Raw genomic sequence first — 13,617 nt, forward strand, 5'->3', positions numbered from 1 at the left:
TTATACGGCAGTATTTACCGAAAGGAATTGATTTAAACCAAGCTGATCAAAATTATTTAAATCAAGTTGCCATGTCATTAAATACACGACCAAGAAAAGCATTAAACTGGTTGACGCCATTAGAGGAGTTTTCGAGACTAACTGATTATCACAAATGTTTTAAAACTGTCGCACCTCATGTTTGAATCCACCTACCTATCCCAATCCCCATCTTTCAGACCAGTAGGTTTGCCACATTTTGTTTTATAAAGTGAAAGTTTTTTATGCCTCAATGCTGAGTCTAAATTTCGTTGAAGATCTTGAACAGCTCTTTTACGATCACCTTCATTTACATACTTTTTACCAATATGATTTAGTTCCCTTTCAACTGCTTTTGTATAAATAGCATGACCACCAATATGTTCACTTATATAAGCATTTGGTGTTTCTGGTAACATTATACCATTTGAAGCACTATTCATTTTAAAATCAATATCTTTTAAAAGTTGATTGTTTTCTAAAGTTTCAGGAATTAAGTGATGCGCCTGCTTACCTGACCAACTACATTGCCCAGTAACATTTTTACCTAGTTCTTTTGAGTTTTTTTGCTTCCTTGCCAACCCTAATGGATCAATCCACTCCACTGGATTCGGTGCATACTGATAATTATTCTCTCCACCCAATAATCCAATTGGATCTTTGGAAATAAACCTCCCTACATACGGTGAATAATACCGGTATCTATTGTAGTGAAGCCCTGTTTCATCATCATAATATTGTCCCTGAAAACGGATATTATTGGTGATGATTTTTGAGTTTCATATATCAAGCTTCATGTGATTTTGGAATTATATTTATCTTAAAACTCCTATTTTTTTAAATTCAACATACCATTTGTTATACACAAATTACCTAAAGGATATTCTCCTTCCCAACCACAAGGTAAAAAATTACTCTTATAAGCCTCCAATAATAGATTTATTAACTTTTCTGAATATCCAATGTAAATTGCCATTAAAATTAGATGAATATCGCTTTCCATATCATCTAAAAAATAATAAAAAACTGTATTTTTACTTTCTAATTTTTTTTCTAAAATTTGATTTAATTGATCTATTTTTTTCTCGAATATATCTATATTTATTTTTTTTTCATAAACTATGCTATATACTTTTTTAGAAACACTACTTCTTAAATCATTCCAACTTTCAAATGGTTCATCTATATCTTGATCATGCGCTATTATTTTTGCTATATTAAAATCAACAATTTTAAGTTCTTTGTTGTTTAAATTATATTCAAGATTATTTGTTAAAAAAAACTTCTCAAAATATAAAAAAAGGTTGCTAAATTCATCATTAAAATCTAGTAATTTTTCTTTTTTGTGGATTGTTTTTTCCTCTAGTTTTTTTTTAAATTTTTTAATCTTCTCCTCTTCACCATCATTACTTTTAAATAATCCTATAAGATAATTAATTCTATCAGAATCAGTTTTATGATTCGCAGATTCAAATCCCAAGTGCAACACACTTGTAGTTAGTTGAAAAAGTTAGGTGTATTCATAGAATCATTAGACTTTTTCAACTCGCAATTGGAAAGCACACAATGAAGAAATACACCCAACTTTCTCAAGATGAAAGATACGAAATTTATGCTACTTTGAAAAGTAAAAGTTCAATCGCTAGCCTTGCTCGGGAGTTAGGGCGTTCACGATCAACCATCTACCGTGAGTTAAAAAGAAATACTGGGCAACGTGGATATAGAGCTCAACAGGCAGCGAAATTTGCAAGTCAAAGACGGTACCATCCTTCATCATCCATGACAGCATTTGCCTTCGCTTATATTGATTACTTAATTGGCTTAGACTGGTCACCAGAACAAATTTCAGGTGCTTTAACACAACGCGGTTGGCTGGATGTACCTTCACATGAGTGGATTTACCAGCACATTTATCAAGATAAATCACAAGGAGGTAACCTCCATCTACACTTAAGGCATCAGAAGAAATATCGAAAACGAGGTTACAAAAACACGGATCGTAGAGGGCAAATCATTGATAAAACAAGTATTCATTGCCGAGACCAGGTCATTGATCAGCGACAACGTTTAGGAGATTTCGAAGGTGATACGGTGATTGGTAAACATCATAAAGGAGCTTTATTAACCCTCGTTGATCGAAAGAGCCTGTACGTACATATTGTTCATTTAGGGTCAACGAGAGCATCCTCTAAAACGATTACTTGTGCATTAGATCGTTTACGAATGAGCCATGCTTATAGTGTAACATTTGATAATGGAAAGGAATTTGCCGAACACAAAAGAATTACTGATGTCGGCATAGATACTTATTTTGCTGATCCTTACAAGTCTATTCAGCGAGCTAGAAATGAAAATACGAATGGTTTAATCCGGCAATATCTGCCAAAATCATCATCGTTTGATGACGTGTCAAACGATGAAATAGAGCAGATAGAATTTTCACTCAACCATCGTCCTAGAAAAACACTAGGCTGGTATACGCCAAGTGAAGTTATGGCTGGTTTTTATACTGTTGCACTTGCTGCTTGAATCCGCCATTTTTAAATTCAATATCATTAAGTAATAATTCGATAATATTTCTTGATAATATTTTATCATTACTATCACTAAGAATTTTTTCAAGAACTTTTGTGGCCTCAACTACTTTATCAAATTTAATTAATTTTTTTGCATAATCAATTTTTTCAATTTTCAATTTAATATCATCCTAGATGACTTAATACCTCTAGCCCAATCTCCATTTTTTTAACCTGTTGATTGATTACAAATTATTGTAGATAGGAGCACGATTCAGTATCAAAGAGTATAACACATGCAAAAAAACCTTTACGTTATAAGATATAAATCTGAAATCTTTCTTCTTGAGTTAGATGAGGTGGAGTTCATTGTGCAACTTTGCACTTTGGTCTGTTTGTAAGCAAAATGATGTCTCATTTTGCTTCCCACCTGGTTAATCTCTGCTTCACTTCGTCTGAGAATCTAAGGTTTATGAAAAGTACACTGAATTTAACTTCTATAAAAGAAAATTTAATTATTCTTTTGCAAAAATGTTCGTAAATTCTGTGAATCATTATTGATTAATTTTGCAGAATTAATGGCTATTTCTGGTTCCCCAAAAATTGAAACAAAGAAAACAATATCATTAATTTGATCCCCAAGTTTAGTGATTAAGTCTCGTTTAGCTTTCACCATAGCTTCTTCAAAAAGCTTTATATTTTTATTTAATTCAATATTATAATCAAATCCTTGTTGAAATAACGGTACTATATCTTCTTCAAAATGTTTCATCATGAGAGGAGTAAAAGCTCTAATACCTATTGTATCATTATCATCTCCTAACCCTTGCACCCAAGCATTTGGTTCCCATTCTATGCCCTTATGTTCTTGAAGTTTACTTTTTTCAGTTGAAATCATCATATATGTAGTTAAGGCGTCATCATCCGTAATCAATGCCGCAGCATAAAGATGATCTCCATGAGTCGTATATTTTTTATATAAAATAACAAACTCATCTGCAATTAAACTTGCTAATTGATTTAAATGAAATTTATGCCAACTATCCATTATCTATACCCTCCAAATACTTCATGCCCTATCATTTGCAACTTCGCTCGCATTATCAGTTTTGATTGTGTAACAGAAATTTTACCGCATTTTACTGCATCACTGACCTCCCTATCTGCTTGTGTTAGTCCAAACGATACTTTCTTTGCATTATCAATTGTATGGACTCCTTCACCATTATTTGCGATCATTAAGTTCGCAGGATCATTTACAGGATCGATACCATATTTTCTTAAAATAGATTTCGATATTGTTAATATATGGTGTGTATCCATTTTTCTCAAATTTTCCTTTAAATACAATATGATGCCCATGTGGACTTGACATATTCTTTGGTATAGTGTGCCCTGCTTCTAAAGCTTTTACCAACCATGACTTACATGCCAATCCTAATGGATCAATCCATTCAATCGGATTCGGTGCATATGCAAAAGTATTTATACCACCGTATAACCCTATCGGATCCTTACTTATAAACCTCCCTACATACGGCGAATAATAACGATATCTATTATAGTGAAGTCCTGTTTCATCATCCTTGCGCTTCAGACTGAGCAGTGCTCAGTCTTTGCTCATGTCCCTGAAAACGGATATTATTGGTGATGATTTCACTATCCCATATATCACGTTTGAGATGATTTTCAGGTTTACTATTCGAGCACAGCTCTCATCTTGCGCTTCGGGCAAAGCAGTGCTTTGCTTTTCCTCGCTCACCCAAGCCTTATACTCTGCCGTCCAAACGATCGCTCCTGTTTGATCCGACATTTCTTATGGTGTACCGAGATGATCACAGTGATAGAACCATACTCGATCAAACTTCTCAGCCTTTTGGGTTATATGCCACAACGGGTCTTTATCATAGTCATAACCATGTTCCCATTGTGGAGTCTGGTGCTGATTCATCTGCTGACGATAGGTCGCTTGAATCAGTGGTACAAAGCCAATTTAATGTGAATGAGCGTATCTAAAAAATCTTTTCTATATTTTTAATGATTTTAAAAGTGATTTAAAACTGAAATATGCTTCCAAAAAATCTTCAATTGCTGCATCTTCCTTATCTTTAACCAAATTATATAACTGGTATAGCTCAATATTTAAAGAATTTATAAACTGGCTGATTAACACTTTTTTCTCTTTCATCTCATCGACCAAAAAAATATAATCATCTTTGATAAAAAAATTTAAATAAAATGAAGAAGATATACTTAATAATTTATATTCTTTTTTTTGCTTTTTAAGCAGTTTCATTAATCCATCTAATAAATCAGTTAGTACTATAAATATCATTAATCTATATTTAACATTTTTTTTTGTCGAAAATACTGTTTCATCTATTTCTATTGTCAGATCTGCCAGACTAAACCCGTCTATTTCATTATCATAAAACTGGATTTTAATATTACATATACTCATTTTTAGGATCCTGTAATTACTGGAAATGCTGTAATAACAATATTCGTTTGTGTATCAACTGTCACACGAACTAAATCTTGTCTTTTATTCACGACTACCTTTTTTTCAAAAGTTTGTATCCTTCGACATGGATCTTCTGTAACCCGTTTCCCTTTCATAACCACTTCATCAATTGCCTTTTTAACCTGTATGCGTGTAGTTCCTTTAGGAAATAAATCACCTGGTCCACTTGAATGATTACCAGTAATATGTCTTTCATCAATATGTATCCAACCTTTTTTACTATCACCTGTTGTTAATACAGGTTTTTTTCTTTCAATAACTTTACACTGGCTTAATCCTAGAGGATCTACCAAACTGGTTGGATTTGACACATAATTATATACATTATTCCCGCCCAACAACCCAATCGGATCTTTACTTATAAACCTCCCTACATAAGGTGAATAATACCTGTACCGATTATAATGTAATCCCGTTTCCTGATCATAATACTGCCCTTGAAAACGGATATTATTGGTGATGATTTCTGAGTCCCATATATCACGTTTGAGATGGTTTTCAGGTTTACACTCACCCCAAGCCTTATACTCTGCCGTCCAAACGATCGCACCTGTCTGATCCGACATTTCTTGTGGTGTACCAAGATGATCACAGTGATAAAACCATACTCGATCAAACTTCTCAGCCTTTTGAGAAGTATGCCACAACGGATCTTTATCATAGTCGTAACCATGTTCCCATTGAGGTGTTTGGTGTTGATTCATCTGCTGACGATAGGTCGCTTGGATGAGTGGTACAAAGCTCCCCATTTCATAAACATAATGCTTGGTATATTGATTGCCAGACTCAAATGCTAAGGTATCTCCATCCCAACCATATTGCGTCGTTTCGCTATAGCCTCGACTTAATAAATCTTTTTTCAACTTTTCTATACGTCGACCAAGTGCATCATAACGATAATGGGTTTCGGCTTTATCATTTTTACTGCGGATGAGCCTACCTAAAGCATCCCATTCGAAGTATTGGATATGTCCGCCATTCATTTGTCGAATCAGTTGCCCATAGTCATCATATTGATACTTTTGATCTAAATAATCTTTGACTACGTTGTTGATTAAACTGTTATAGCCATGTTTATGGGTCTGCTCGTAATAGGTATCTTGATGTCGTTGCTGATTGTTTTTATTAGGATTGATAATATTGCTTGCAGGGTCAAAAGCAAAAGTTTCTCGTCCCAGTGAACTATTGGCTTGCAGTAAACGCCCTACAGGATCGTATTTATATTCAATATGTCCACGACGTTTATCATGAATATCAGTGAGTTGCCCTACTTTGTCATAATGATATAAACGTTTGAGTAATGCTTTAGTTTGTGTTTGCGCATTTGCATTTTGGTTTTGATAACCTGCTTCATGATCTTTTTCAATATTTTGTAAGATCAATCGCCCGACTTTGTCGTATTGCTGTTGTTGGCTGATTCCATTGGCGTAATGGCGTTCAATCTCACGATGTAGATCATCACGTTTAAAGCTAACACTATCTTCACCATTTAAAGCCAAACCATAAACATGACCGCTACCATAGAGTAACCAATCCACTTTTTGTCCATCTGGGCGATGGGTTGTGGTGCGATTATTCAGTTCATCATACACATGTTGCCAAACTGCTGTCCGTTGGGTTTTATGATCATGATGGTGTTCATGACGAAGATTACCCACTTCATCATAAAAATATTGCACTCGACTTTCAGGATTTTTCGCTTGGATCAGTTGTCCATTGCCATCATAGGCAAATTCTTCTGTGATACGTCCTTCAAGTAATGTTTGTTCATCGCCGTCTTCAAGCACGAGCTTTTCAAGTTGTGCACTAAATCCTGCAGTACGTCCGATCAATCGTCCCATAGCATCAAACTCAAATGATTGAACTCGATGGATCGGTGATGGTTGATTCGTTGCTTTTGCTAACTCGACACTGCGCTGTAATTCACCTGAAGTTTCTGAATAGTGATAAATGGTTTCTTTACCATCAAAGTCTATTTCATTTGATAGTGAATCAACAAATCAGGATTAACACCATTTTTTAATAAATAATCTCGATAAAATTTTTCATAACGATATGCCACTTGTCCATAATTCTCAACCATCGCATTTGGATTGTCATACACATACCCATCTCTTTGTTTTATTTCATCCAGACTTATATACTTTTCACCTTGTTTTAAAGGATAGCGTAAATCTTCTAAACGCAATGGGTTATTGGGAATGCCTTCAGTATTTGGTGGAATTTCCTTAACAAAGTACCAATCTGTATCTATCCATTCATCGCTACCATCAGCGTACATGTCATAAGGGTTAGATGGATTATCATAGTAAGGTGAACTTGGATCATATAAGCCATATTCAATTTCTCCTTTTACTCTTTGAATGGGATGATCCAATTTGGGTAAATCATCAGCACTAACTTTTGTTTGAAAAAATTCTTCGGCAGAAGATGAATAAAAAGCACATGTTTTTAATGGATTATCAGTAATATAAGCACCTTGAATTTCAACTTTTTGCTCAGTATGGAATGGTTTAGGATAAACCAAATAGGTCGGATAAATCTCAGGTTCGCGAAGTGTATCTAGCGCATCATAGTTAATTTTTCTTTCTCTTTCCTTGTTGTCAGATATATAATTAAAAAAATTACCTAATAGTTCGCCTGCATGATAATAACCGCCTAGATTCGACATATTATCAAGCTGTCCTATTTTATCTAGAATTCGATAAAATTCTTCTTCTGCTTGTTTAGAGGGAAAAGCCGTTGGTTCTTGTCCTTGATTAAATACTGTTTTCTCAGTAAATATACGACTAAGATCCGTTACATTCACCGCACTAAACTCTACATATTGCTCAGGATGATTTTTTTTTATCAATATTTTTTCTTGTAAAGAATCAATGGTACGGTTAATAAACTGAGAAACAACTACATCCAACCATACATTATAAAAACTCCAGTTATCAAAGTTTTCACGATGCTTTTGTTTATTGATAGCATCAAATTCCAATGCCTTTTCTTTCAATTCAATAACCAATTGCAATAACTTCTCTCCTTGTGAAAGATCATGTACACGATACATCGTCCAGCAAGCAATCTGAAGATAAGGATTTTGCAAATATTTATATTCTTTTTTTATGCTGCTTCTTTTAAAAAAATCAAAGATCATTTTAAATAACCAATCTACTTTTTAACATTTTGATAAGGCATCAAATCATCTTCATTCACACCATTTTTTAATAAATAATCTCGATAATATTTTTCATAACGATATGCTACTTGTCCATAATTCTCAACCATCGCATTTGGATTATCATATACATACTCATCTCTTTGTTTTATTTCATCCAGACTTATATACTTTTCACCTTGTTTTAAAGGATAGCGTAAATCTTCTAAACGCAATGGGTTATTGGGAATGCCTTCAGTATTTGGTGGAATTTCCTTAACAAAGTACCAATCGGTAGCAATTTCTGTCTTATTTATATATTTAAAAACATCAATGGGATCAACAGGATTATTATAATATTCAGAATAAATGTCATACAATCCATATTCAATATATCCTTGTACACTATTTACTGGTGATTTTAATTTTGGAATATCAATTGAATATATAGAACTCTTATAAAACTGCTCTAAACTTGTATTACTAAACACCTTACTAGCTTTTAGAGGATTATCTGGAATATACACTCCATTTAACTCAATCTTATCATTTACTTTGAATTTCTTAGGTGAAATTAAATAAGTAGGATATATTTCTGGTTCTTCAAATAACACATCATTTAAAACCCCTTTTTCTCTTTGCTTATGATCTGCAATATAATTTAATGCGGTATCAATTCCTAAGCCATTATCTCTCGGATCTCCTAGTTTTAAAAACCAGTCAAAATCTAATACTTTTTTTGTGATTTTATCATATTCGATTTTAGAAATTTTATCTAAAAAAGCTGGAGCGAAGAGCAGTTCTTTTTCTTGTACCATTCGGGTAAAAGTATAAAAGTCTATATAAAATGAATAAAATTGATTTGGATGATTGCGTTTTAAAAAAATTCTTTCCTTTAGAGTATCAATATAAGGGTTAATATATTTTGAAATTGCTATATCCATCCATATATTATAAGGACTCCAATTGTCAAAATTTTCATTAAAATGAGTTTTGTTGACTTTATCGAAACTAAGTAATAGTTCTTTCAATTCTATGAGTAAATTTTTTAGTCTTTCACCTGATTCCGCATCGTACATTTTGTATAATAACCAACTGGTAAGCTGAAAATATGGATTTAATAAATATTTATCATTAGGTGCTTCTTTCTTAGGTAAAAATAAATCTAAAATCATTTTCTTGGCTCACTTCCATCTAAATTAATAATGACTCTATCCGTTAATAATTGTTTTTCATTATCAACATATTCCCAATTGGTTTCTTTTCTATTCGAAACTTTGAAAGTTGTTTCATTCGGTTTAAATACAATTTGTTCAGTACCTCCCTGATAAAATAATTTAAGGTCTGAACTTTCATCGAAAGGTTGCGTTGCAGCAGGCCCTCGCCAAACTTTTAATTCTTTCCCAGCAGGAATATCTAATGTAACGTATTGCCCATTTGCACTCCAGTCTACTTTTACCGCTAGTTTATCACGCCAATCATTACGATTTTTTAATTGTTTAAATACATCTTCAGTTACCCAGAACATTCCACTTGGATTACTCGAAGGATCTATTACACGATAAAGTTTAGCAGGACCTTTAATAATTCCATTATTAATCGTATGAAAAGTTCTAACTATACCTTCATCAATTTCAGGATAACCTTTTTTAATTTTTTCTTCGATAACATTCTTCATGAAATTCTTATTAGGTTCTAAAGCTTTAAATTTTATTTCTTTTTTTAAAAAAGGTAATTTTTTAGCCTCTTCCCAAGCTTTAGTTCCTTTTAAAGCTTTACCATAATAATGAGTAGACATTTTTCCAGAGACGGCTTTGTATAATGCATTATCATGTTTTTCCAAAGCAATAATTAGCTCCTCAATTAACTCATTTAATTGTTGCGTATTATTCTTTAAAGATATTTCAAAACCATCCCTTACAAGTTTTAATCTAGTTTTTAATGCTTGATATTGTGTTTTAGCATTTTTAGGCAAAAGAGCTTCTGATTTGGTAAATATTTTATCTGCACGCTGTAGCATCAAATCATATACTGTTAAAAGCTGATCAGGAGACGTAATTTTTTTATAATTTAATTTTAGTTCTCTTGCTAACTCTTTATAAGGTCTCACCCATCCCTTTGCTTTTAGAAACTTCTTCACCTGCTCATGTGCAAGCAATTCATCAATATAAGGCATTGAGTTTTCAATAGCCTTTCTAAACAGAATTCTTGTCGCAGTTTTTGATGTTGTTTTTATCAGTTTTATAAATTGAAGATAAATTATTCGTAATACCCCTTTCAGAACATCACCTAAAAATGGAATAACGCCAATAACCATAATCACTAGTCCAATCCATAAAATTGGACTGACTTTTTTAAAGTCAAAACTACCTTCTTTAGAACCATCTTCATAAATATGATATACACATGCTATAAAGTCTCTTAAATCGAGAATCCAGGCGGCTATTACACCGACTCCAGTAGTACTTACAGCAATACTAATTCCGACATTTGCAATAACTTGAGATGGTGTCTGATCTTCATTAAAATCTCCCTGCAATACGCCCCAAAACCAATTTGCAGCCTCTTTAGCTGATTGTATTTGACTATTAAAAGCTCTAACGGCTTTGTATAAATCATTCATTTCCATATTTATTATCCATATTTAAGGAAGGAAATGCTGTATCAAAATCAGCATCAAAACTTTCATATTTCTTATAGGGAGGGGCTAATTGTCCATCAGGAAACTTATACTCGACATTGGCAATACCACTTTCATCAACTTCATGTCTAGGGCTATTACCCTTTTCATCCAATGTTCCCTTGATTTCCTTACCACTATTAAACTTGATGATGTAATCAATATTTTTTATAGGGCTATTATCTTCTAGCTCTTTAAGCGCAAGCTGTATCCAACTATCTTGTTTATTAAATACTGGTAACTTAAAGCTACTAGTTTTTGCAGAACTCATATTGTGATTTTCAGCATGTAAAACGATATCTCCACTTGTTCCCAATTCAATCCCATCTTTAGCAATTTTAATATAAGAGCCTCCAACCCTAATATTGATTTCCTCAGGACTCGTCAATTCTATTTTATTTTTTTCAGTCGCTATACTTATTAATTCTTTTGCATGGAGTTTTATATTGGCTGTTTGTGATTGGATTTCTACATCATTTTTTAAAGCATTGATTCTCATATTTTGTTGAGCTGTAATATGAGTATTTTCAAATGAAGAAAGTAAAAAATTAGCGCCAGCATTCAAATCTAAATTTTCTTTACTGGTTAAATTGACTTGTTTTTCTGAAAAACCAATGAAGTCATCTTTAGACAATATGCTTATTGTACTAGGAGAACTCATTAAAATGTTTGAATCCGCTAACTTATAGCCTTTTTTAGTATCTTCTGAACCAATTATTTTATTTCTCGCTGATGTTTCATCTTCTACTTTTTTAATAATGGGCGTTACTGATTTATCAATCATTTGTTTAATTTCATGATTAACATCCCAATATGTTTTAAATAACATCGAAGATTCAGGTCTATAAGTCATTCCTTGTGTAGCATTTTCAGCTGCATAGGTTGTTAAAAATAGTCCTTTACTCGATCGAACCACCCCATGCCCATCCGTCCTTAATTCAAAACCTTCACCTCGAAAGTCTTTACGTCCTTTAGGATCGGGTATCCGAGTGATATAGCCAAGGTTGAGTTCACTGGCTTGATGATCACTACGTAAATGAACTTGTACTTGTCCCTTACTATCATCCATCACCAATTGATTGGCTTGGCTTCCACCGAGTTCTTTGGATTTGATTCCTGAAAGAGCCTTTTGACTTGGCAACTCCCAAACAGGCATTTGTTCTGGATTGGTCAAACGCCCCGATACAAAGGGCATATCAGGATCGCCATTAAAGAAATCAACAATCACTTCCTGACCAATGCGGGGCAAATGAATCGTACCAAAGTTATTGCCTGCCCAAGCAGTAGAAACACGTAGCCAACAGGTATTGGTTCCATCACCAGTATCCGCACCCTCTTCTTGAGCTTGTGCTCCGAGACGATCCCAGTGGAATTTAACTTTTACTCGTCCATATTGATCTGTATAGATTTCCTCACCTGCTGGACCTACCACTGTCGCGGTTTGTGGATGTCCCTGCGGTTTCCTTCGGGTCAGATCTGGACGTAGGATTTGTTCATCAGGTTGTGCTAAAAATCTAACATTTGAATCATAAAATTGGTTATCAGCCTTTTCTTGGCTTATATCTTGGATGGTGATTTGCGTACCCAATACCAACCAACCCCGATTGGATTCGCTATTAGGGTGATTGTCCAGATTGAAGCGATAACCTGTTTGTAAACCTTTTAACTTACCTTGTCCTTCTGCTCGATAACCGTGCTGGTAAAGTCCCTCAACTCGGCTTTTAGCTTTGTTTTGCCCGCCTTCATCCGCAGTTAAAAAATCACCTTGTTGCCATTCATAGATTTCTTGCTCGGCATAATCGTGATCCCAAAGGAATTGATCTTGTGCTGATTGCACGAGGCTTGGTTGTTTAAATTGGTAATCGCTGAGCTGCACTTTTCCTGATACCAATTGCTGGACAGGTTCAAAGTGCTCAATGTATTCGGCAGTATCTGGGAAGCGTTGATTTGGCGGGTAAATGCTTAGGTTACGATAGCCTGTCGCCTCCATTTCCTTATAGGCAGCATTGTGGTCTGAAATGACAAAGGTCAGTTGGTTTTGGCTATGTTCAAAATGAAAATTGATACCATGCTCTTGCATCAAGCGATGGATAAAGCTGTAATCATCCTCGCCGTATTGTGCTTGAAAGTCCAATGCTGCATAGCTTTGACTACAACGATAATCCACAGGATAGGGATAAGGTTGCAGCACTTCTTCAATGATTTGCAGAACGGTTTTATGTTGAAATATTCGATAATTACTGGTTTTAGTTAATAACCATACCCATGGCACCAACGTGAGTTTATACATGGCATGACGGTTACGAACAGCCAAAGCCTCAACCCGATTGACCAATCCCCGAAAATATCGCGTGCCATTAAGGTTGCTTTGGTAGGTGCTATCCCCTGAGATATCATTGATATTCCCTAAACCTGAAAAATCAGGCTTTAAACCATCCAGTCTCACCGCAACAGCAATTTCTGTACCGATCAAACTTTGTAGATTTAGATCAGATGCAGGACTTCCGCCACTTTGCGCAAGTTGTTTGGGTACATAGCCCTCTAATCCTGCATAACCATGTGCAGGATTGTGAAATTCATCACGAACTTTAACCACAAGTTGGTATTCAAAAAGTTCGTTGATCTTATCCGAGCCTGATAGTGAGTCAAACCAAAAATATGGTGTCCCATACTCGCTTTCAGGCAAAGCTTTGCCAAATAATTTTATTTGATGATTCATTTTAGTGTGAGGTAT

General features: G+C 34.2%; 10 protein-coding genes and 4 pseudogenes. 2 read left to right on the forward strand and 12 right to left on the reverse strand.

The window, feature by feature from the left end; all coding sequences use genetic code 11:
• A pseudogene (locus F960_RS22055) lies at positions 1-185 on the forward strand (IS30 family transposase); the annotation flags it as partial.
• A gap of 6 nt (positions 186-191) precedes the next feature.
• On the opposite strand, the pseudogene F960_RS23080 reads toward F960_RS22055, so the two are convergent.
• Both F960_RS23080 and F960_RS20985 read right to left on the reverse strand, forming a co-directional pair.
• Positions 192-797: pseudogene (locus F960_RS23080) on the reverse strand (RHS repeat-associated core domain-containing protein); the annotation flags it as partial.
• 50 nt (positions 798-847) lie between these two features.
• Positions 848-1,507 carry a hypothetical protein gene (locus F960_RS20985; protein ID WP_004871648.1) on the reverse strand — a complete coding sequence of 220 codons (660 nt, stop codon included), beginning with the start codon at positions 1,505-1,507 and terminating at the stop codon, positions 848-850.
• A gap of 77 nt (positions 1,508-1,584) precedes the next feature.
• Between F960_RS20985 and F960_RS20990 the strand changes: the two genes are divergently transcribed.
• Positions 1,585-2,547 (forward strand): IS30 family transposase, encoded by a 963-nt coding sequence (locus tag F960_RS20990; protein WP_004854881.1) that lies wholly within the window; start codon positions 1,585-1,587, stop codon positions 2,545-2,547.
• Here the strand turns inward: F960_RS20990 and F960_RS20995 are convergent.
• The 10 genes and pseudogenes from F960_RS20995 to F960_RS21045 all read right to left on the reverse strand — a co-directional run bounded on the left by F960_RS20995 (position 2,510) and on the right by F960_RS21045 (position 13,602).
• Positions 2,510-2,713: a hypothetical protein gene (locus F960_RS20995; RefSeq protein WP_004871652.1), complete on the reverse strand. Its 204-nt coding sequence runs from the start codon at positions 2,711-2,713 to the stop codon at positions 2,510-2,512. The two genes, F960_RS20990 and F960_RS20995, sit on opposite strands and share 38 nt — an antisense overlap.
• A 332-nt stretch (positions 2,714-3,045) precedes the next feature.
• Positions 3,046-3,582 (reverse strand): DUF4303 domain-containing protein, encoded by a 537-nt coding sequence (locus F960_RS21000; RefSeq protein ID WP_004871654.1) that lies wholly within the window; start codon positions 3,580-3,582, stop codon positions 3,046-3,048.
• Positions 3,582-3,857, reverse strand: a complete 276-nt coding sequence (locus F960_RS22855) for a hypothetical protein (protein ID WP_035374227.1) — start codon at positions 3,855-3,857, stop codon at positions 3,582-3,584. Before F960_RS22855 ends, F960_RS21000 begins: the two co-directional genes overlap by 1 nt.
• 106 nt (positions 3,858-3,963) lie before the next feature.
• Positions 3,964-4,521: pseudogene (locus F960_RS23085) on the reverse strand (RHS repeat-associated core domain-containing protein); the annotation flags it as partial.
• A gap of 39 nt (positions 4,522-4,560) precedes the next feature.
• On the reverse strand, positions 4,561-4,995 hold the full coding sequence (locus tag F960_RS21020) for a hypothetical protein (RefSeq protein WP_004871660.1): 435 nt from the start codon (positions 4,993-4,995) through the stop codon (positions 4,561-4,563).
• 323 nt (positions 4,996-5,318) lie between these two features.
• Positions 5,319-7,046, reverse strand: a pseudogene (locus tag F960_RS21025) (RHS repeat-associated core domain-containing protein); the annotation flags it as partial.
• A complete protein-coding gene (locus F960_RS21030) occupies positions 7,031-8,203 on the reverse strand; it encodes a hypothetical protein (protein ID WP_004871666.1) in 1,173 nt (390 codons plus the stop codon). The gene F960_RS21030 and the pseudogene F960_RS21025, both read right to left, overlap by 16 nt.
• Before the next feature lie 14 nt (positions 8,204-8,217).
• Positions 8,218-9,378: a hypothetical protein gene (locus F960_RS21035; protein WP_004871669.1), complete on the reverse strand. Its 1,161-nt coding sequence runs from the start codon at positions 9,376-9,378 to the stop codon at positions 8,218-8,220.
• On the reverse strand, positions 9,375-10,832 hold the full coding sequence (locus F960_RS21040) for a hypothetical protein (protein WP_004871671.1): 1,458 nt from the start codon (positions 10,830-10,832) through the stop codon (positions 9,375-9,377). Before F960_RS21040 ends, F960_RS21035 begins: the two co-directional genes overlap by 4 nt.
• Positions 10,819-13,602, reverse strand: a complete 2,784-nt coding sequence (locus tag F960_RS21045) for a type VI secretion system Vgr family protein (RefSeq protein ID WP_004871673.1) — start codon at positions 13,600-13,602, stop codon at positions 10,819-10,821. The genes F960_RS21040 and F960_RS21045 overlap by 14 nt, the downstream gene beginning before the upstream one ends.
• Between the last annotated feature and the right edge of the window lie 15 nt (positions 13,603-13,617).

It is taken from the genome of Acinetobacter gerneri DSM 14967 = CIP 107464 = MTCC 9824 (assembly GCF_000368565.1).
In the GTDB taxonomy this organism is placed as follows: domain Bacteria; phylum Pseudomonadota; class Gammaproteobacteria; order Pseudomonadales; family Moraxellaceae; genus Acinetobacter; species Acinetobacter gerneri.

Bases quoted from the DNA above. Each gene is read 5' to 3' on its own strand.
- F960_RS21040 (WP_004871671.1), bottom strand. From the start codon at position 10,832: ATGGAAATGAATGATTTATACAAAGCCGTTAGAGCTTTTAATAGTCAA.
- F960_RS21000 (WP_004871654.1), bottom strand. From the start codon at position 3,582: ATGGATAGTTGGCATAAATTTCATTTAAATCAATTAGCAAGTTTAATT.
- F960_RS20990 (WP_004854881.1), top strand. From the start codon at position 1,585: ATGAAGAAATACACCCAACTTTCTCAAGATGAAAGATACGAAATTTAT.
- F960_RS21020 (WP_004871660.1), bottom strand. From the start codon at position 4,995: ATGAGTATATGTAATATTAAAATCCAGTTTTATGATAATGAAATAGAC.
- F960_RS22855 (WP_035374227.1), bottom strand. From the start codon at position 3,857: ATGGATACACACCATATATTAACAATATCGAAATCTATTTTAAGAAAA.
- F960_RS21030 (WP_004871666.1), bottom strand. From the start codon at position 8,203: ATGATCTTTGATTTTTTTAAAAGAAGCAGCATAAAAAAAGAATATAAA.
- F960_RS21035 (WP_004871669.1), bottom strand. From the start codon at position 9,378: ATGATTTTAGATTTATTTTTACCTAAGAAAGAAGCACCTAATGATAAA.
- F960_RS21045 (WP_004871673.1), bottom strand. From the start codon at position 13,602: ATGAATCATCAAATAAAATTATTTGGCAAAGCTTTGCCTGAAAGCGAG.